20 protein-coding genes are annotated in these 18,000 nt (G+C 67.0%); 15 read left to right on the forward strand and 5 right to left on the reverse strand.

Features of this window, described 5'->3' with window-relative positions; genetic code table 11:
• Positions 1-2: 2 nt before the first annotated feature.
• Positions 3-956 (reverse strand): branched-chain amino acid transaminase, encoded by a 954-nt coding sequence (locus tag ACSFBF_RS24880; RefSeq protein ID WP_435471673.1) that lies wholly within the window; start codon positions 954-956, stop codon positions 3-5.
• Between the two features lie 143 nt (positions 957-1,099).
• On the opposite strand from ACSFBF_RS24880, the gene ACSFBF_RS24885 reads away from it, so the two are divergent.
• Positions 1,100-2,101 carry a recombination-associated protein RdgC gene (locus tag ACSFBF_RS24885; RefSeq protein ID WP_435471675.1) on the forward strand — a complete coding sequence of 334 codons (1,002 nt, stop codon included), beginning with the start codon at positions 1,100-1,102 and terminating at the stop codon, positions 2,099-2,101.
• A gap of 15 nt (positions 2,102-2,116) precedes the next feature.
• Here ACSFBF_RS24885 and ACSFBF_RS24890 read toward each other — a convergent pair whose 3' ends face one another.
• Complete coding sequence (locus tag ACSFBF_RS24890; RefSeq protein ID WP_435471677.1) at positions 2,117-3,328, reverse strand: M20 aminoacylase family protein; 1,212 nt, start codon at positions 3,326-3,328, stop codon at positions 2,117-2,119.
• A gap of 32 nt (positions 3,329-3,360) precedes the next feature.
• Complete coding sequence (locus ACSFBF_RS24895) at positions 3,361-4,680, reverse strand: MFS transporter (RefSeq protein WP_435471679.1); 1,320 nt, start codon at positions 4,678-4,680, stop codon at positions 3,361-3,363.
• 191 nt (positions 4,681-4,871) lie between these two features.
• Between ACSFBF_RS24895 and ACSFBF_RS24900 the strand changes: the two genes are divergently transcribed.
• A complete protein-coding gene (locus ACSFBF_RS24900) occupies positions 4,872-5,816 on the forward strand; it encodes a LysR family transcriptional regulator (RefSeq protein ID WP_435471681.1) in 945 nt (314 codons plus the stop codon).
• On the opposite strand, the gene ACSFBF_RS24905 is transcribed toward ACSFBF_RS24900, so the two are convergent.
• On the reverse strand, positions 5,817-6,254 hold the full coding sequence (locus ACSFBF_RS24905; protein ID WP_435471683.1) for a glycerate kinase: 438 nt from the start codon (positions 6,252-6,254) through the stop codon (positions 5,817-5,819).
• 82 nt (positions 6,255-6,336) lie between these two features.
• Here ACSFBF_RS24905 and ACSFBF_RS24910 point away from each other — a divergent pair, with 82 nt between their 5' ends.
• Positions 6,337-6,660, forward strand: coding sequence for a hypothetical protein (locus ACSFBF_RS24910; RefSeq protein WP_435471684.1), 324 nt, complete (start codon positions 6,337-6,339; stop codon positions 6,658-6,660).
• 50 nt (positions 6,661-6,710) lie between these two features.
• On the opposite strand, the gene radA is transcribed toward ACSFBF_RS24910, so the two are convergent.
• On the reverse strand, positions 6,711-8,102 hold the full coding sequence (gene radA / locus ACSFBF_RS24915; RefSeq protein ID WP_435471686.1) for a DNA repair protein RadA: 1,392 nt from the start codon (positions 8,100-8,102) through the stop codon (positions 6,711-6,713).
• Between the two features lie 99 nt (positions 8,103-8,201).
• Between radA and hpaR the strand changes: the two genes are divergently transcribed.
• From hpaR to ilvD, 12 genes are read left to right on the forward strand one after another with little or no spacing between them, the layout of a single operon-like run.
• Complete coding sequence (hpaR, locus tag ACSFBF_RS24920) at positions 8,202-8,639, forward strand: homoprotocatechuate degradation operon regulator HpaR (RefSeq protein WP_435471688.1); 438 nt, start codon at positions 8,202-8,204, stop codon at positions 8,637-8,639.
• A complete protein-coding gene (locus ACSFBF_RS24925) occupies positions 8,636-9,262 on the forward strand; it encodes a fumarylacetoacetate hydrolase family protein (RefSeq protein ID WP_435471690.1) in 627 nt (208 codons plus the stop codon). The genes hpaR and ACSFBF_RS24925 overlap by 4 nt, the downstream gene beginning before the upstream one ends.
• Positions 9,259-10,032, forward strand: coding sequence for a fumarylacetoacetate hydrolase family protein (locus tag ACSFBF_RS24930; RefSeq protein ID WP_435471692.1), 774 nt, complete (start codon positions 9,259-9,261; stop codon positions 10,030-10,032). The genes ACSFBF_RS24925 and ACSFBF_RS24930 overlap by 4 nt, the downstream gene beginning before the upstream one ends.
• Positions 10,029-11,492 carry a 5-carboxymethyl-2-hydroxymuconate semialdehyde dehydrogenase gene (hpaE, locus tag ACSFBF_RS24935; protein WP_435471694.1) on the forward strand — a complete coding sequence of 488 codons (1,464 nt, stop codon included), beginning with the start codon at positions 10,029-10,031 and terminating at the stop codon, positions 11,490-11,492. The genes ACSFBF_RS24930 and hpaE overlap by 4 nt, the downstream gene beginning before the upstream one ends.
• A 2-nt stretch (positions 11,493-11,494) precedes the next feature.
• The gene (locus ACSFBF_RS24940; protein ID WP_435471844.1) at positions 11,495-12,463 is read left to right on the forward strand and encodes a tripartite tricarboxylate transporter substrate binding protein; all 969 of its coding nucleotides are present in this window, start codon (positions 11,495-11,497) and stop codon (positions 12,461-12,463) included.
• A gap of 3 nt (positions 12,464-12,466) precedes the next feature.
• A complete protein-coding gene (locus ACSFBF_RS24945; RefSeq protein WP_093175568.1) occupies positions 12,467-12,802 on the forward strand; it encodes an aromatic ring-opening dioxygenase subunit LigA in 336 nt (111 codons plus the stop codon).
• Positions 12,799-13,626 carry a DODA-type extradiol aromatic ring-opening family dioxygenase gene (locus ACSFBF_RS24950; RefSeq protein ID WP_435471696.1) on the forward strand — a complete coding sequence of 276 codons (828 nt, stop codon included), beginning with the start codon at positions 12,799-12,801 and terminating at the stop codon, positions 13,624-13,626. Before ACSFBF_RS24945 ends, ACSFBF_RS24950 begins: the two co-directional genes overlap by 4 nt.
• Before the next feature lie 20 nt (positions 13,627-13,646).
• Positions 13,647-14,054: a 5-carboxymethyl-2-hydroxymuconate Delta-isomerase gene (locus tag ACSFBF_RS24955; RefSeq protein WP_435471698.1), complete on the forward strand. Its 408-nt coding sequence runs from the start codon at positions 13,647-13,649 to the stop codon at positions 14,052-14,054.
• A 13-nt stretch (positions 14,055-14,067) separates the two neighbouring features.
• The gene (hpaH, locus tag ACSFBF_RS24960; protein ID WP_435471700.1) at positions 14,068-14,871 is read left to right on the forward strand and encodes a 2-oxo-hept-4-ene-1,7-dioate hydratase; all 804 of its coding nucleotides are present in this window, start codon (positions 14,068-14,070) and stop codon (positions 14,869-14,871) included.
• 10 nt (positions 14,872-14,881) lie between these two features.
• Positions 14,882-15,703 (forward strand): 4-hydroxy-2-oxoheptanedioate aldolase, encoded by an 822-nt coding sequence (hpaI, locus tag ACSFBF_RS24965; protein WP_435471702.1) that lies wholly within the window; start codon positions 14,882-14,884, stop codon positions 15,701-15,703.
• A gap of 25 nt (positions 15,704-15,728) precedes the next feature.
• Positions 15,729-16,199 (forward strand): nuclear transport factor 2 family protein, encoded by a 471-nt coding sequence (locus tag ACSFBF_RS24970; RefSeq protein ID WP_435471704.1) that lies wholly within the window; start codon positions 15,729-15,731, stop codon positions 16,197-16,199.
• 37 nt (positions 16,200-16,236) lie between these two features.
• Positions 16,237-17,973 carry a dihydroxy-acid dehydratase gene (gene ilvD / locus ACSFBF_RS24975; protein ID WP_435471706.1) on the forward strand — a complete coding sequence of 579 codons (1,737 nt, stop codon included), beginning with the start codon at positions 16,237-16,239 and terminating at the stop codon, positions 17,971-17,973.
• The last annotated feature ends 27 nt before the right edge of the window (positions 17,974-18,000 follow it).

Raw genomic sequence — 18,000 nt, forward strand, 5'->3', positions numbered from 1 at the left:
TCTCAGACTTTCGTGAGCCAGTGGGCGTACTTGGGGTTCTTGCCGTTCACGATGTCGAAGAAGGCAGACTGGATTTTCTCAGTGATCGGGCCACGGGCGCCGCCGTCGCCGCGATTGCCGATCTCGACGCGGTCGAGTTCGCGGATGGGCGTCACTTCGGCGGCCGTGCCGGTGAAGAAGGCTTCGTCGGCGATGTAGACCTCGTCGCGCGTGATGCGCTTTTGCACCAATTCGAGGCCCAGGTCCTTGCACACGTGCAGGATGGTGTTGCGCGTGATGCCGTTGAGCGCGCCGGCCGAAAGGTCAGGCGTGTAGACCACGCCGCCCTTGACCACGAAGATGTTCTCGCCCGCGCCTTCGGACACGAAGCCGCTCGCGTCGAGCAGCAGCGCCTCGTCGTAGCCGTCGTCCAGCGCTTCCATGTTGGCCAGGATCGAGTTGGTGTAGTTGCTCACCGTCTTGGCCTGCGTCATCGTGATGTTGACGTGGTGGCGGGTGTAGCTCGACGTTTTCACGCGAATGCCGCGCTTCATGCCCTCTTCGCCCAGGTAGGCGCCCCAGGACCATGCCGCGACCATGGCGTGAATCTTGTTGCCCTTGGGGCTCACGCCGAGCTTTTCGGAGCCGATCCAGATCAGCGGACGCAGGTAGCAGCTTTCGAGCTTGTTCTCGCGCACCACCTGTTTCTGGGCCTCGTTGAGCTGTTCGGGCGTGAAGGGGATCTTCATGCGAAGGATTTTTGCGCTGTTAAACAGGCGCTCGGTGTGCTCGGCCAGGCGAAAGATTGCTGTGCCGCCGTCCGCCGTCTTGTAGGCGCGCACGCCCTCGAAAGCGCCGCAACCGTAGTGCAGCGTGTGGCTCAGCACGTGGATCTTGGCGTCGCGCCAGTCCACGAGTTCGCCATCCATCCAGATCTTGCCGTCACGGTCGTCCAGCGAGGGGGGGATCGAGCTCATTTCCTGATTCCTTTGTTTGGGAAGCGGTGTGGGGGTGGGTGCGACGGGGAGGGAAGTCGCAAAAGCTTTCGATTTTACGGCCGAGGCCGGAACGGGGTGCCCGACAATGGCCAGTTGTGCAAACCAGTGGAAAAAGGGTTTCCGTGTCCGTATTCAAGAACGTCATCGTCTATCGCATCGAACCTGCCTGGTCCCAAACACTGGCCGAGGCGGAAGAAGGGCTCGGCAAGCAGCGCTTCGAGCCTTGCGGCCCCTCGCAGGAAAAGTCCGCCGGCTGGGTCGAGCCCCGCGGCGAAGCCAACGGCCCGTTGGTCGAATCCATCGACGGCCAGTGGCTGGTCGAGTACATGATCGAGAGCAAGACCGTGCCCGGCTCCGTGGTTCGCCGCAAGCTCGACGAGCGCTGCGCGCAAATCGAAACCACCACCGGCCGCAAGCCCGGCAAGAAGGAAAAGAAGGAACTCAAGGAAGACATCACCCTGGAGCTGCTGCCCATGGCCTTCACGCGCAGCGCGCGCGTGGCGGTGTGGATCGACAAGGCCGAGAACCGCCTCGTGATCAACAGCGGCAACGCCGCGCGCGCCGACGAAGTGGTCACCAGCCTCGTGAAGTCGCTCGACGGCTTTGCCGTGGCCCTCATCAACACGCAGATCGAGCCCGCCGCCGCCATGGCCAACTGGCTGCTCACGCAGGAGCCGCCAGCCGGCTTCACCATCGACCGCGAGTGCGAGCTCAAGGCCTCCGACGACTCCAAGGCCGTGGTGCGCTACGCCAAGCACCCGCTGGACATCGACGAAGTGAAGCAGCACATCACCGACGGCAAGCGCCCGACACGGCTCGCGCTGACGTGGGACGACCGCGTGTCCTTCGAGCTGACGCACGGCATGCTGATCCGCAAGATCACCTTCCTCGAAGGCACGGGCGACGGCGCCGCGGGCGGCAAGAAGGAAGACAACTTCGACGCCGACGTGGCGATTGCCACGGGCGAACTGGGCCAGCTGGTGCCGGCGCTGCTCGACGCGCTGGGCGGCGAGGCGGCGTTCTCGGCGGCATTGCCCGACGAAGCACTGAAGCCTGCTGCGGCAGCCGCTCCCACGACGACGGTGCCGGCCGATGCACCCGAGGAAGAAGACGCGCCGTTCTGACGCGCCTTCAGCAGCTCAGGCGACCAGGTAGGTCTGTGCCAGCCGCACCCAGCAGGCGGCTCCGAGTGGCAGCACCTGGTCGTTGAAGTCGTAGCCGGGGTTGTGCACCATGCAGCCCCCGAACTCGCCCTCCCCGTTGCCGAGCAGCAGATAGCAGCCCGGCAGCGCGTCGAGCATCCACGCGAAGTCCTCGCTGCCCGCAAAGCCCTTGGGCACCTTCGTGACGACATTCGCCTCGCCCACCAGCTCGGTGCAGACCTGCGCCATCAACTGCGTCTCGGCCGCGGTGTTGACCACCGGCGGCACCAGCTGGCGGTAGTCGATCTCGGCCTCCACGCCGTGCGCCTGCGCGGTGAGGCTCACGATCTCGCGGATGCGCTGCTCTACCAGCGCGCGCGTCTCGGGCTGCGCCGCGCGCACGTTCAGGCCGAGCGACACCGACTGCGGAATCACGTTGTGCGTGGCGCCACCGCGGATGAAGCCGACCGACACCACCGCCGTGTCGTCGGGCGCCACGTTGCGTGCCACCACGGTCTGCAGCGCCGTCACCACCGCCGCAGCGGCGGCGACCGGATCGCGCGCGCGGTGCGGCATGGCGCCGTGCCCGCCCACGCCCTTGATCGTGACGTCGGCCACGTCGGACGACAGCGTGACCGGGCCCTCGACCGCCAGCACGGTGCCCACCGGCACGCCCGGCGCGTTGTGCAGCGCGTACACCGCATCGCAGGGGAAGCGCTCGAACAGGCCGTCCGCGATCATCGCGCGCGCACCGCAGAGGTTTTCTTCATCGGGCTGGAAGATCAGGTTCAGCGTGCCGTCGAAGTTGCGCGCCGTCGCCAGCGCCTTGGCCGCGGCCAGCAGGATTGCCGTGTGGCCGTCGTGCCCGCAGGCATGCATGCGGCCGGGGTTGCGGCTCGCATACGGCAGGCCGGTGGCCTCGGCAATGGGCAGTGCGTCCATGTCGGCGCGGATGCCGAGGCGGCGCGTGCCGCTGCCGAGCTTGAGCTGCGCCACGATGCCGGTCTTGCCGATGCCGGTGTGCACCTCGTAGCCCCAGCTGCGCAGCAGGTTGGCAACGAGCTCGCTGGTGGCGCTCACCTCGAAGCCGAGCTCCGGGTTGGCGTGGATCTGGCGGCGGATGTCGACGAAGGCCCGGGTGTCGACGTCGGCCTGCGGCAGCAGGCGGGACAGCAGCTTGGTGGTCTGGGGACTGAGTTCGCGGGTCATGTGGAAGGTTCGTTCTCGGTGAAGTTCTTCGATCAATCGGCCTTGCGTTCGCGCAGACTCAGCAGCGCGCACAGGCTCAGCACCCCGCAGACCATCATGTAGAAGGCCGGCGACATGGGGTTGTCCGTCTTCGCGAGCAGCCAGGTGACGATGAACTGAGAAGAACCGCCGAACACCGTCACGCCCACGCTGTAGATCACCGAGATGCCGCTGGCGCGCACGCCGGCCGGCAGCATTTCGAGCAGCATCAGGAACATCGGCGTGGTGCCGATGTTCACGCTCGCCGTCAGCAGCGCCGACAGCGCCAGCACCAGCGGCACGCTCGGGTAGTGGCTGATGATCCAGAACACCGGGTACACGGCGACAACGCTGAACAGCAGCGAGCCGATCACCAGCGGCTTGCGGTTCGGCAGCCTGTCGGCCAGCCGCCCCGCCACCAGCGACACCACGAACAGCGTGATGCCCGTGACGCAGCCCGACAGCAGCGACAGCGACGGCGGCATGTGCAGCACGCGGATCATGTAGGTGGGCATGAAGAACACCACGAGGTACATCGTCGCCGTGCCCGCCGTGGTGGCCAGGATGCCCTTGAGCACCGTGCCGCCATGCTCGCGCAGCAGCCGGCCGACAGGGCTGGATTCATGGCTCTCGGCGGTGTGCGTTTCTTCGAGGTGCGCGCGAATGTAGAGCCCCACCGGTGCGATCAGCAGGCCCAGCAGAAACGGCAGGCGCCAGCCCCAGCTCTCGAGCGACGCCTGCGGCAGCGCCGCGTACAGCGCGGCACCTGTGAGCGCACCCAGCAGCGCCGACACGCCCTGGCTCGCGAGCTGCCAGCTCACGCGGAAGCCCCGGCCCTTGATGCCGCCGGCCTCCATCAACATCGAAGTGGCTGCACCCACTTCACCGCCGAGCGAAAAGCCCTGCAGCAGCCGGCCCGCCACGATCATCAGCGAGCCGAACACGCCGGCCGACGCATAGCTTGGCGCGAACGCGATGCACAGCGTGCCGAGCACCATGAGGCCGATGGTCAGCGTCATCGCGGCCTTGCGGCCCTTGCGGTCGGCGTAGTTGCCGATGATCACGCCGCCCAGCGGCCGCATCACGAAGCCGATGCCGAAGGTGGCCACGGCCAGCAGCAGCGAGCCGTACGGGCTGTCGGAGGGAAAGAACAGCTTGCCGATCAGCAGCGCGAAGAAGCTGTAGACGGTGAAGTCGTACATCTCCAGCGCATTGCCCAGCGAGCAGGCGGCGATCAGGCGGAACTGGCTCTGCCTTCCCTTGCCTTGCACGGCAGTAGCGGTGGCTGGTGAAGGGCCCCGGATCGGGCTTGCGGGCAATGCGGCTTCGCTCATCTAATGTCACTCCACGAACAGGTTGCGGGGGGCCGGATCGGCCTCTGGCGGCGGAGTATTCAGGCAAAGCGCCGTGGCAAAGAATCACAAATTTTCATGCTGATAACCAAACGGCATCCCCGTCATAAATCGGCGCCGGAAGCCATCGGGACAACCCCAAGAACGCATTTTTTCGGGAGATCGGCACCACGATGAAGCTGCAACAGTTGCGCGTTCTGCTGGCGGTGGCACAGCACGGCAGCATCCATGAGGCGTCGCGCAGCCTGCACACCACGCAACCCGCGCTGTCGAAAACCATCTCCGAACTGGAGCGCGAACTCGGCGTGACGCTGATGTCGCGCTCCACGCGCGGCGTGAGCCTCACGGCCTATGGCGTGGCGCTGGTCAAGCGCGCGAGCCTGGTCGAGCAGGAGCTGCGGCATGCGCTGGAAGACATCGAGGCGATCCGCGGGCACGACGAGGCGCAGCTCAACATCGGCTTCACCGCAGTGGCATCGAGCGGGCCGCTGCCCGATGCGATGGCTTCGTTTCGCCAGCGCTTTCCCAATGTGGCGATGCGCGGCTTCGAGCTGCGGCCGCAGCAGATCTTCGAAGGCCTGCGCGAGGGCCGGCTCGACCTGGGGCTGATTTCCACCTGCAACGGGCCCGGCGCCGGCGCCTTCCAGTGGGAGCCGCTTTTTTCAGTGGCGATGCACCTGAGCGTGCGCGCCGGCCATCCGCTGCGGCGCGTGCGCAAACTGCAGCCGCTGCTCGACGCCGACTGGCTGGTGCTCGACCCCATCGACGACGCCGGCAGTCCGCTGGTGAGCACGATGAACATGCACGGCCTGGAGATGCCCACGCGCATGGTGCACAGCGCCTCGAACCTGCTGGGCCTGCAGTTGGCCACGCAGACCGACCTGATCAGCATGTGGTCGGATTTCGTCTTCCACGGCGCGGGGCCGCTGCGGCTGCAGCCCGGCCTGCTGGAGAAGCTGCCGATTACCGATGCGCTGCCGGACTTCGACGTGTTCCTGGTCTACCGCTCGGCCGATCTCATGACGCACGTGTGCACCGAGTTCGTGAAGGAAGCGCGCCACCATGCGAAGGCGAATCCGCCATGGCGCCAGCCGCGGCGCAAGGCGGGCGCGGGCTGATCAGGCCGCGGGGGTCTGCGTGCTGTCGTCTTCGGGCGCCGTTTCGGGCCGCGTCATCGTCCAGCTCTGCAGCTTGCCGCCGTTGAACACGGTGTCGACATACGAGCCGCCGCCGTCGGTCCAGCGGTAGTGCTCGGGCTGCTCGTCTTTCGGCGAGCGCAGCTCGCCGAGGGCGCGCGTCATCGCGATCACGTGCATCAGCGTCACGCCCGGCTTGAGCTTGGCATTGAGCATCACCGCGCTGGCCACATAGCCCACCGGCCGTTCGGCCGCGCGCTTGAGCACCTGCATCGCGCGGTTGAAGTGCAGCAGCAAAAACATCACGATCGCGCCGCCGGCCAGGGCAACGCCACCCCAACCGCCGCTGCGCCAGGCCAGCCCCAGGAGAAGGATGGCGCCCACGGGCACCAGAAGTTTCTTGAAATTCATGGCGCGCATTGTCGCCGCCCGAGGCAGGCGCCCGAAGTAGCGGCCCTGACTACCGCCGGGCGCGCCGAACGGTACTCACCCCGAAAAGCGCATGGCCCGCGAGCGCCACGCGGCACATTTCGCTTCACGGGCTCAGCAAGCCCGGGCCACCGAAAAGCGTATGACCATTCCGCGTTCCGTCACATTCGTTCGTCTCACGCTCGTCGGCACGGCAATCAGCAGCATGGACGGCCGCGAACAGTTTCAGGGAGAGGCAACCCGGGTCGCAGGCTCGCAAGGCACCGGCATGGCGAACGCCACCGGCAGCCGCGGCGACAACCCGGAGTGCCAGTACACGATGAACCCGGCCACGTTGGGCAGCGGCCAATGCGTGCCCAGCAGCGGACCGGCGTTCACGAAACACATCGGGGGATAGGGAGGGTAGCCCGGCGCGTCACAGGCGCGCCGGGCATTTTTTCCCGATGGTCAATCGAGGCGGCGGACCACGTCCATCGCCTCTTCGATGCGTTCGACGGGGTGGATCGTCAAACCTTCGATCTCTTTCGTGCCCTTGCGCGGCGCATTCGCCTTGGGCACCACGGCCACGCTAAAACCCAGCTTGGCCGCTTCGCGCAAACGCTCCTGCCCGCGCGGCGCGGGGCGCACCTCGCCGGCCAGGCCCACTTCACCGAACGCGATGAAACCCTTGGGCAGCGGCTTGCCGCGCAGGCTCGAGGTGATGGCCAGCATCACGGCCAGGTCGGCCGCGGGCTCGCTGATGCGCACGCCGCCCACCGCGTTGACGAACACGTCCTGGTCCATGCAGGCCACGCCCGCATGGCGGTGCAGCACGGCCAGCAGCATGGCGAGGCGGTCGCGGTCCAGGCCCACCGACAGGCGGCGCGGGCTGGGGCCGCCGTTGTCGACCAGCGCCTGGATTTCCACCAGCATCGGCCGCGTGCCTTCGAGCGTGACCAGCACCACGCTGCCGGGCACCGGCTCGGGGTGCTGGCTCAGGAAGATCGCGCTCGGGTTGGTCACGCCCTTCAGGCCGCGCTCGGTCATGGCGAACACGCCGATCTCGTTGACCGCGCCGAAGCGGTTCTTGATGGCGCGCACGAGGCGAAAGCTCGAATGCGTGTCGCCCTCGAAGTACAGCACCGTGTCGACCATGTGCTCGAGCACGCGCGGGCCTGCGAGCGCGCCCTCCTTCGTCACGTGGCCCACCAGCACCACGGCCGTGCCGCTGGTCTTGGCAAAGCGCGTAAGGTGAGCCGCGCATTCGCGCACCTGCGCCACCGAGCCTGGCGCGGAGGTGAGCTGGTCGGAATACACAGTCTGGATCGAGTCGATCACCGCGATGGCCGGGCGCGTGGCGTCGAGCGTGGCGATGATTTTCTCGAGCTGGATCTCGGCCAGCACCTGCACCTGCGAGTGATCGAGGCCGAGCCGCCTGGAGCGCAGCGCCACCTGCGAGCCGCTTTCCTCGCCCGTGACGTAGAGCGCGTTCTGCCCTGCGCGCTGCAGCGCATCGACCGCCTGCAGCAGCAGCGTCGACTTGCCGATGCCCGGGTCGCCGCCGATCAGCGTGACGCCGCCCGAGACAATGCCGCCGCCCAGCACGCGGTCGAGCTCGTCGATGCCGGTGGGGGTGCGCGCGATGTCAGTCGCCTCGATTTCGGAAAGAGTCGCGAGTTCCGCTGCGCCCGCGAGCGACGCGAACTGCGTGCCAAAGCGGTTGTTGGCCGGCCCGTTGCCCGCGCCCGCGACCTGCTCGATGAGTGTGTTCCAGGCGCCGCAGCTCGGGCATTTGCCGAGCCACTTGGGGCTGGTGCCGCCGCATTCGCTGCAGACGAAAAGTGTTTTGTCCTTGGCCATGCGGCGAGTTTAGGTGTCCGCACAAACCCTGATACGTGGCGCCTTGGAAAGAATCGGCCAATCATTTAACATGTTAAGTAATTTCGAGAAAGACGAGCCTTGAGCACGACATTCACGCACCGCAATTTGCCGCGCCTGCTGCTGCAGGCCCGCGAAGCCGTGATGGCCCACACCCGGCCCAGCCTGCGCGAGCACGCGCTGTCCGACCAGCAATGGCGGGTGCTGCGCGTGCTGGGCGAGCACGGCGCGGTCGATACCGGCCGCGTCGCGCGCGAGGCCTTCATCCTCGGGCCCAGCCTCACCGGCGTGCTCGCGCGCATGGAGCGCGACAACCTCATCACCCGCGCCCGCGATCCGGCCGACCAGCGCCGCACCGTGGTCGAGGCCACGCCGCACGGCATGAAACTCGTGAAGCGCCTGTCGACCAGCATCGAATCGCACTACGACTGGATGGAGAAGTCGCTCGGCAAGGCCAAGCTCACGCAGCTCTATGGGCTGCTCGACGAACTGATCGCACTGGAGCAACCCTCGCCATGAGCCATTTCCTGCCTACAGGCACGGTGTACGGCACCCTGCTGAACTTCCGCGCCGAAGTGGATGCGCTCACGCCGCAGATGACGCAGCCGCCCTACAAGGCGTCGCCGAAAGCGCCCGTGCTCTATGTGAAGACAGCCAACACCTGGAGCCCGCACGGCAGCGACATCGCCGTGCCGGCAGCGGTGCCCGAGGTGGAAGTCGGCGCGAGCATCGGCATGGTGATCGGCGCCGAGGGCGACGTCGAAGGCTTCGTGCTGATGAACGATCTTTCGATTCCGCACGCGAGCTTCTTCCGCCCACCGGTCAAGTTCAAGTGCGTCGACGGCTTCCTGGGCATCGGCCCCGTGCTGCGCGATGCACAGGAGGTCGCCGACCCGGCGAGCTTCCGCGTCGAGGTGCGCATCAACGGCGAACTGAAGCAGTCCATCGACTTCTCGCAACTCGTGCGGCCGGCGCAGCAGTTGCTCGCCGACGTCGGCGATTTCATGACGCTCGCGCACGGCGACGTGCTGATGCTCGGCTGCGATCTCGGCCGCCCGCTCGCCCGCGCGGGCGAGCGCATCGACATCTCCGCGCCGGGGTTCGAGACACTGAGCAACACGCTGGTGAAGGAAGCCGCATGAAGCACGCACGCGTCATCTTCGAAGGCCGCGAGCACACCGGCACGAGCCACGAGTTCAACGGCCAGCCGGACGCCGCCGTGCGCCTGAACGACGGCCGCGTCGTACCGCAGGACCAGCTCGTCTGGCTGCCCCCGCTCGCGCCGACGGCACGCCCACGCACCATCCTCGCGCTCGGCCTCAACTACGCCGACCACGCGAAGGAACTCGAATTCAAGGCCCCTGAAGAACCCCTCGTGTTCGTCAAGGGACAGAGCACGCTGATCGGCCACCGCCAGCACACGCACCGCCCGGCCGATGTGAAGTTCATGCACTACGAATGCGAGCTCGCCATCGTCGTCGGCAAGACCGCGAAGAACGTGAAGCGCGACGATGCCTACGACTTCATCGTCGGCTACACGGTGGCCAACGACTACGCCATCCGCGACTACCTCGAGAACTGGTACCGCCCCAACCTGCGCGTGAAGAACCGCGACACCTGCACGCCACTGGGCCCGTGGTTCGTCGACGCCGCCGACGTGCCCGACCCCATGGCCCTCGCGCTGCGCACCACGGTCAACGGCACCGTCACGCAGCAGGGCAACACGCGCGACATGATCTTCGATGCGCCCTTCCTCATCGAGTACTTCAGCCGCTTCATGACGCTGTCGCCGGGCGACCTGATCCTCACCGGCACGCCCGACGGCGTGGTCGATTGCCAGCCGGGCGACATCGTCGTCACCGAGATCGAGCGCATCGGCGCTCTCCAGAACACCATTCAAGGAAAAGCATGAGAGTCGATCACCTGATCGCCGGCAAGAGCGTGGCCGGCACGGACTACTTCGAAACCGTCAACCCCGCCACGCAGGAAGTGCTGGCCGAGGTCGCCTCTGGCGGCGAAGCCGAAGTGAACGCGGCCGTGGCCGCCGCCAAGGAAGCCTTTCCGAAGTGGGCCGGCATGCCCGCGCCCGAGCGCGCGAAGCTGATCCGCAAGCTCGGCGACCTGATCGCCAAGCACGTGCCCGAGATCGCGCAGACCGAGACCAACGACTGCGGCCAGGTCATCGCGCAGACCGGCAAGCAGCTCATTCCACGCGCGGCCGACAACTTCTACTACTTCGCCGAGATGTGCACGCGCGTGGACGGCCACACCTACCCAACGCCCACGCACCTGAACTACACGCTGTTCCATCCGGTGGGCGTGTGCGCGCTCATCAGCCCGTGGAACGTGCCCTTCATGACGGCCACCTGGAAGGTCGCGCCCTGCCTGGCCTTCGGCAACACGGCCGTGTTGAAGATGAGCGAACTCTCGCCGCTGACGGCCGCGCGCCTGGGCGAGCTGGCACTCGAAGCTGGCATTCCGACCGGTGTGCTGAACCTCGTGCACGGCTACGGCAAGGAAGCTGGCGAACCGCTGGTGGCGCACCCCGACGTGCGCGCCATTTCATTCACCGGCTCCACCGCCACCGGCAACCGCATCGTGAAGAGCGCGGGCCTGAAGAAGTTCAGCATGGAGCTGGGCGGCAAGAGCCCCTTCGTGATCTTCGACGACGCCGACCTCGACCGCGCGCTCGACGCGGCCGTGTTCATGATCTTCAGCAACAACGGCGAGCGCTGCACGGCCGGCTCGCGCATCCTGGTGCAGCAGTCGATCTATGCCGACTTCGCGGCGAAGTTCGCGGAGCGCGCGAAGCGCATCACCGTGGGCGACCCGCTGGACGAGAAGACCATCGTCGGCCCGATGATCTCGCAGGCCCACCTGGCCAAGGTGCGCAGCTACATCGAGCTGGGCCCGAAGGAAGGCGCGACGCTGCTGTGCGGCGGCCTCGAAGCGCCGGGCAACCTGCCCGACCGCGTGAAGAAGGGCAACTACGTGGTGCCCACCGTGTTCGCCGATGTCGACAACCGCATGAAGATCGCGCAGGACGAAATCTTCGGCCCGGTCGCCTGCCTGATTCCGTTCAAGGACGAGGCCGATGCCATCCGCCTGGCCAACGACATCCAGTACGGGCTGAGCAGCTACGTGTGGACGGAGAACATCGGCAAGGCGCACCGCGTGGCCGCAGCCGTGGAAGCCGGTATGTGCTTCGTCAACAGCCAGAACGTGCGCGACCTGCGCCAGCCCTTCGGCGGAACCAAGGCTTCGGGCACGGGACGCGAAGGCGGCACCTGGAGCTACGAAGTCTTCTGCGAACCGAAGAACGTGGCGGTGTCGCTGGGCTCGCACCACATTCCGCACTGGGGCGTAGCGTGAACATGCAACGCCGCGCGCTGCTGCAAGGCGCGGTCGCATTGGCGGCCCTGCCCTCGCTGGCGCGTGCGCAGGGCACGTGGCCCAACAAGCCGATCCGCGTGATCGTGCCCTTCACGCCCGGCGGCACCACCGACTTCGTCGCGCGCCTCGTCGGCGTCGAACTGTCGAAGACGCTGGGCCAGCCTGTCATCGTCGACAACAAGCCCGGCGCAGGCACGGTGATCGGCGTCGATGCGGCCGCCAAGGCCGCGCCCGACGGCTACACCTTCGTCTGCGTGGCCAACAGCTTCACGGCCAACCAGACGCTGATCCGCAAGCTGCCCTACGACACGCAGAAGGACCTGCGCCCCGTCGCGCTCATGGGCATGTCGGAGCACGTGCTCGCCACGCATCCGGCCAGCGGGCTGAAGACGCTCGCCGACCTGCGCAACCAGGCAAAGGCGAAACCCGGCACGCTGAGCTTCGCCTCCTTCGGCAACGGCACCTCGGCCCACCTGTCGGGCGAGATGCTCAAGCTGCAGATGGGCCTGGACATCGTGCACGTGCCCTACAAGGGCCAGGGCCCGGCGCTCACCGACCTGCTCGGCGGTCAGGTGACGATGATGTTCGGCAACTGGCCCGAGTTCCGCAGCCACATCCAGAACGGCAAGCTCGTCGCGCTGGGCATGGCGACAGCGCAGCGCTCGCAGTACGCACCGGCCATACCCACACTGGCGGAACAGGGTGTGCCCATCGAGTCCAATTCGTGGAACGGTCTGCTGGCGCCCGCCGGCACGCCCGACGCCGTGGTGCAGCGCATGAACGCCGAAGTGAACCGCGCGCTGGCGGGGCCGGTAGTGACGGAGGCCTTCCACAAGGGAGGCATCGCGTCGCTGTCGGGCACTCCGGAGCGTTTTGCGGCCTTCATCCAAAGCGAGATTGCGAAGTACGGCGACGTGATCCGCAAGGCCAACATCCAGGTGGAGGGCTGAACGATGAGCCTCTATGCGATGCAGAAATTTTTGTTTGCGCTGAATCGCGAGCAGGAAGTGCAGCGCCGCTATGCCGAAGGCGGCGAGACGCGCGCGGCGCTGCTGAGCGCCTATGACTTCACGGACGAAGAACGCGAGGCCATCGACACCGGCGACATCGGCAAGCTCTACGTGCTGGGCTGCAATGGCCAACTGCTGATGCACTTCGCACCGCTGCTCGGCATTCCATGGGCCGACTACCTCGAAGCCATGCGCGAAGGCGTGCGCAAGTACGGCCCGGTGCGTGCGGGCATCTATGCAATGACAACCGGAACCGACGAGAAAGTGGCAGGCGTATGAGTCTCGTATTCGCAGGCGTGTGCAGCCACGCCCCCGGCATCACCGGCCGCGCGCATCTCGCCGACCCGGCGGTGAAGGACGAGTTCCACGCGCAGTTCCACCGCTTCGGCGAGGCGATGCGCGCCACGAAGCCCGACGCGGTGATCGTGATCGCGGCCGAGCACTTCGCGAACTTCTTCATGAACAACATGCCGGCCTATGCGATCGGCATGGCCGACAGCTACGAAGGCCCGATCGAAGACCCGAAGTGGCTGGGCATCGAGAAGCACAAGATTCCTGGCAACGCTGCGCTGTCGCAGCGCCTGATCCGCGAAGTGATGCAGACAGTGGACGTGGCCTACGCGGAAGAATGGAAGTTCGACCACGGCATCATGGTGCCGCTGAACTTTCTCACGCCGCAGTTCGACACCAAGGTCATCCCTGTGAACATCAACTGCCAGGGTCCGCCGCTCACGCCGCTGCACCGTGCGTGGGCCTTCGGCGAAGCATTGCGCCGCGCCTGCGACAAGGTGCCCGAGCGCATCGCGCTGGTGGGCACCGGCGGCATCTCGCACTGGCCGGCCACGCCCGATTCGGGCAAGGTCAATGCCGAGTGGGACGCCGAGTTCATGAAGCGCTGGTGCGCCAACGACCGCGAGGGCCTGCTCTCGCAGAACGACTATGGCGATGAGGCCACCTATCGCGAAGCGGGCCAGGGCGGCTTCGAGATCCGCACCTTCATCACCGTGGCCGCGGCCGCGCGCGGCAAGGGCGAGATCTTCCACATGAAGGCCATCCCGATCTTCGCCGTGACGTGCACTGCCGCGACGATGTCGGTGGAATGAACGAAAAGAGAGCAGCACCCATGCCCCATCTCGTGATCCTCTACACGCCGAACATCGAGGCCGAGACCGACATGTCGGCCCTGTGCCGCACGCTGGCCGACACCATGCTGAAGCAGCGCGACGAAGCCGACAAGCCGGTATTCCCCATCGGCGGCACGCGCGTGCTGGCCTACCCCGCCGCGCATTACGCGGTGGCCGACGGCAAGGCCGACTACGCCTTCGTGTATCTCAACATCCGCATGGCCGCGGGACGTTCCGAAGCGGTGAAGAAGAAAGCCGGCGACGAGCTGCTGGCCGATGTTCGCGCGCATTTCGCGCCGATCTTCGAGAAGCGCCACATCGGCATCACGCTGCAGATCGACGAAAGCCCGGGGCAGGTGTACGACGGCAAGCACAGCAACCTGCATCCCCTGTTCAACAAGAACTGAACGAAGCCAGCCCATGCTCCCCCAAGCCACCATCGCCCAACTGGCCGCCGAGCTGCACGAAAGCGAAAAGTCGCGCGTGCAGGTCGAGCACTTCTCCAAGCGCTTTCCAGAAATGACCATCGAGGACGGCTATGCCATCTCGCGCGAATGGGTTAAGAACAAGATCGCCGAAGGGCGCATCGTGCGCGGCCACAAGATCGGCCTGACCTCACGCGCCATGCAGCAGTCCAGCCAGATCGACGAGCCCGACTACGGCACGCTGCTCGACGACATGTTCTTCGAACAGGGCGGCGACATCCCGTTCAAGCGTTTCATCGCGCCGCGCATCGAGGTGGAGCTGGCCTTCATCCTCGGCAAGAAGCTGCAGGGCCCGAACGTGACCATCTTCGATGTGCTGGCCGCCACCGACTACGTGGTGCCCGCCATCGAGATCATCGACGCGCGCATCGAGCAGTTCGACCGCCACACCAAGGCGCCCCGCAAGGTGTTCGACACCATCTCCGACAACGCGGCCAATGCCGGCATCGTGATGGGCGGTCGGCCGGTGAAGCCCGATGCTGTGGATCTGCGCTGGGTGAGCGCGCTGCTCTACAAGAACGGCGTGATCGAGGAATCGGGCGTGGCCGCGGCCGTGCTCAATCATCCGGCCACCGGCGTGGCATGGCTCGCGAACAAGCTCGCGCCGTGGGAAGAATGCCTGGAGGCCGGCGAAGTGGTCTTGGGCGGCTCGTTCACGCGGCCCACCACTGCCGTGCCGGGCGACACCTTCCATGCCGACTACGGCCCGCTCGGCTCCATCGCCTTCCGCTTCGTCTGAAAAGAAACCCATGCACACCCCCATCAACACCTTCAAGCAGGCCCTGCAGGCCGGCAAACCCCAGATCGGCCTGTGGGTCGGCTTGGCCGACGGCTACGTGGCCGAGATCCTGGCCGGCACCGGCTACGACTGGCTGCTGGTCGACGGCGAGCACGCGCCCAACGACGTGCGTTCGGTGCTCGCCCAGCTGCAGGGCATCTCCAGCGCATGGTCGGCACAGGCCGAGGCAGAGCGCTCGCACCCCATCGTGCGCATTCCGGTCGGCGACACCACGCTGGTCAAGCAGTACCTCGACATCGGCGCGCAGACGCTGCTGGTGCCGATGGTCGACACGGCCGAGCAGGCCGCGCGGATGGTGCAGGGCATGCGCTACCCGCCAGAAGGCATCCGCGGCATGGGCAGCGCATTGGCGCGTGCCTCGCGCTGGCAGGCCTACCCGAACTACCTGCACGAAGCCAATGCGCAGACCTGCCTGCTGGTGCAGGCCGAGACGGTCGAGGCGATGAAGAACCTCGACGCCATCGCGGCCACACCGGGCGTGGACGGCGTGTTCATCGGCCCGGCCGACCTGTCGGCCTCGATGGGCTTCGTGGGCCAGCCCAACCATCCCGAGGTGCAGGCCGTGATCGCCGATGCCATCGCGCGCATCCGCAAGGCCGGCAAGGCGCCGGGCATCCTGTCGACCACCGAGGAGCAGGCGCGCAAGTGGCTCGCGGCCGGCGCGCTGTTCGTGGCGGTGGGCGTGGACACCATCGTGCTGGCGGCGGCGGCGAAGCAGCTGCTGGCCAAGTACAAGAACGCACCGGGCGCAGTCTCGCCCAACGGCTACTGATTTCCTTCACACCGGAGCACCCTTGATGCAACGCATGACTTTGGCGGCCATGGCCGCAGCAGCCACCCTGTTCCTTGCCGCCTGTGCCCCCATGAGCGCCGGCAAGCAGGGCCCCACCGCCCAGCAGGAAGCCAACCGCCAGACCGTGCTCGCCTTCTACGAAAAAGGCCTGAACCAGAAGGACGCCGACGCGGCCCTTCAGTACGTGGGCAATCGCTACGTGCAGCACAACCCCACAGCGGCCGATGGCCCCGAGGGCTTCCGCAAGTTCATCGGGTTCCTGCGCGAGAAGTTTCCGAAGTCGCACAACGACATCAAGCGCAGTTTTGTCGACGGCGACTACGTGATCCTGCACGTCAACTCGGTGCGCGAACCGGGCACGCGTGGCAGCGCCATCGTCGACATCTTCAAGCTGGAGAACGGAAAGATCGTCGAGCACTGGGATGTGGTGCAGCCCGTGCCCGAGACCGCCGCGAACAAGAACGGCATGTTCTGACCTGTCCGCAATCCAGCCAGCAACCAACGCCAGCCCGATGACCACGCCCACCGACCCGAACAGCAAGCGCCTGCGCTCCGCCACCATCCGCGAGGGCACGATCCGCGCGACCACGCGCAGCTTTCTCCATGCGCTGGGCCAGGACGACGAGGACATCGCGCGCCCGCACATCGGCGTGTTCCACACGGGCGGCGAGATGAGCCCGTGCAACCTCAACCTGCGCGACCAGGCGCAGCACGCCAAGACCGGCATCTACGCGGGCGGCGGCACGCCGCACGAATGCCCCGTGGTGTCGATCAGCGACGGGCTGACGATGGCGCATTCGGGCATGCGCTTCTCGCTGATCTCGCGCGAGCTGATCGCCGACAGCGTGGAAGCCTCCACGCGCGGCCACCAGTGGGACGGCATCTTCGCCATCGGCGCGTGCGACAAGAACCTGCCGGGGCTGATGATGGGCATGGTCCGCTGCAACGTGCCGAGCGTGTTCGTTCACGGCGGCTCGGCATTGCCGGGCCAGATGCCGGGGCCCGACGGGCGTGACCTGAACGTGGTCGACACCTACGAGACCATCGGCAAGGTGCTGGCCGGCACCGCCACGCACGACGAGCTCGACGCGATGAGCCGCGCCTGCCTGCCTACCGCCGGCGCGTGCGCGGGGCAGTTCACGGCCAACACGATGGGCATGGTGTCGGAGGCGCTGGGCCTGGCGCCCATCGGCTCCAGCATGGTGCCGGCCGTGTTCAGCGAACGCGCGCCGCTGATGCGTCGCGCCGCCAAGACGCTGATGAAGGCGGTGATGGGCGACAGCCCATTGCCGCGCGACATTGTCACGCGCAAGGCGCTGGAAAACGCCTGCGCCATCGTCTCGGCCACGGGCGGCTCGACCAACGCGGCGCTGCACCTGCCGGCGATTGCGCACGAGGCGGGCATCAAGTTCCACCTAGACGACGTTGCCGAGGTTTTTGCCCGCACGCCGCTCATCGCCGACCTGCGTCCGGGCGGCCAGTACCTCGCGCGTGACGTGTTCTATATCGGCGGCGCGGGCGTCATCCTGCGCACGCTGCTGGAGCAGGGCTTCCTGCATGGCGACGCGCTCACCTTCACCGGCCGCACGATGGCCGAGGAACTGGCCGGTGCGCTGGCGCCCGACGGCCGCGTGGTGCGCGAGGCCGGCAACCCGATCACGCGCGACGGCGGGCTGGCGGTGCTCAAGGGCAACCTCTGCCCAGACGGCGCGCTGCTCAAGACGGCGGGGCTCAAGGGCCTGATGTTTCGCGGGCCGGCGCGCGTCTTCAACTCCGAGGAAGAAGCGCAGACCGCGGTGCAGAACCGCCTGTACGAGGCGGGCGACGTGATCGTGATCCGCAACGAGGGCCCCAGGGGCAGCCCCGGCATGCGCGAGATGCTGGGCATTACCGCCCTGCTCTACGGGCAGGGCATGGGCGACAAGGTGGCGCTGCTGACCGACGGACGCTTCTCCGGCGCGACGCGCGGCCTGTGCATTGGCTATGCGGGGCCCGAAGCGGCGGACGGCGGCCCGATTGCGGCATTGCGCGACGGCGACGTGATCGCCATCGACGCGCGGGCCGAGGCGCGCTCGATCACGGTCGACCTTTCGGCCGAGGAAATCGCCGCGCGGCTCGCCCGACGTGAGGTAAACGTGGGGGTCGCCCGAGGTGGCTTGCTGGAAAAATACGCGCTCACCGTGCGCCCTGCCCACCAGGGCGCCGTGACCCACTCGGGCGCGGTCACCTGGCTGCGCGACGAGTCTTGATCCTCCATAACCAACGTCCGGAGAGAG

Origin of the sequence: Variovorax nivicola (assembly GCF_051216475.1) — a bacterium.
Classification (GTDB): domain Bacteria; phylum Pseudomonadota; class Gammaproteobacteria; order Burkholderiales; family Burkholderiaceae_C; genus Variovorax.

Bases quoted from the DNA above. Each gene is read 5' to 3' on its own strand.
- ACSFBF_RS24880 (WP_435471673.1), bottom strand. From the start codon at position 956: ATGAGCTCGATCCCCCCCTCGCTGGACGACCGTGACGGCAAGATCTGG.
- ACSFBF_RS24890 (WP_435471677.1), bottom strand. From the start codon at position 3,328: ATGACCCGCGAACTCAGTCCCCAGACCACCAAGCTGCTGTCCCGCCTG.
- ACSFBF_RS24895 (WP_435471679.1), bottom strand. From the start codon at position 4,680: ATGAGCGAAGCCGCATTGCCCGCAAGCCCGATCCGGGGCCCTTCACCA.
- ACSFBF_RS24900 (WP_435471681.1), top strand. From the start codon at position 4,872: ATGAAGCTGCAACAGTTGCGCGTTCTGCTGGCGGTGGCACAGCACGGC.
- ACSFBF_RS24905 (WP_435471683.1), bottom strand. From the start codon at position 6,254: ATGCGCGCCATGAATTTCAAGAAACTTCTGGTGCCCGTGGGCGCCATC.
- ACSFBF_RS24910 (WP_435471684.1), top strand. From the start codon at position 6,337: ATGGCCCGCGAGCGCCACGCGGCACATTTCGCTTCACGGGCTCAGCAA.
- radA (WP_435471686.1), bottom strand. From the start codon at position 8,102: ATGGCCAAGGACAAAACACTTTTCGTCTGCAGCGAATGCGGCGGCACC.
- ACSFBF_RS24925 (WP_435471690.1), top strand. From the start codon at position 8,636: ATGAGCCATTTCCTGCCTACAGGCACGGTGTACGGCACCCTGCTGAAC.
- ACSFBF_RS24930 (WP_435471692.1), top strand. From the start codon at position 9,259: ATGAAGCACGCACGCGTCATCTTCGAAGGCCGCGAGCACACCGGCACG.
- hpaE (WP_435471694.1), top strand. From the start codon at position 10,029: ATGAGAGTCGATCACCTGATCGCCGGCAAGAGCGTGGCCGGCACGGAC.
- ACSFBF_RS24940 (WP_435471844.1), top strand. From the start codon at position 11,495: ATGCAACGCCGCGCGCTGCTGCAAGGCGCGGTCGCATTGGCGGCCCTG.
- ACSFBF_RS24945 (WP_093175568.1), top strand. From the start codon at position 12,467: ATGAGCCTCTATGCGATGCAGAAATTTTTGTTTGCGCTGAATCGCGAG.
- ACSFBF_RS24950 (WP_435471696.1), top strand. From the start codon at position 12,799: ATGAGTCTCGTATTCGCAGGCGTGTGCAGCCACGCCCCCGGCATCACC.
- ACSFBF_RS24955 (WP_435471698.1), top strand. From the start codon at position 13,647: ATGCCCCATCTCGTGATCCTCTACACGCCGAACATCGAGGCCGAGACC.
- hpaH (WP_435471700.1), top strand. From the start codon at position 14,068: ATGCTCCCCCAAGCCACCATCGCCCAACTGGCCGCCGAGCTGCACGAA.
- hpaI (WP_435471702.1), top strand. From the start codon at position 14,882: ATGCACACCCCCATCAACACCTTCAAGCAGGCCCTGCAGGCCGGCAAA.
- ACSFBF_RS24970 (WP_435471704.1), top strand. From the start codon at position 15,729: ATGCAACGCATGACTTTGGCGGCCATGGCCGCAGCAGCCACCCTGTTC.
- ilvD (WP_435471706.1), top strand. From the start codon at position 16,237: ATGACCACGCCCACCGACCCGAACAGCAAGCGCCTGCGCTCCGCCACC.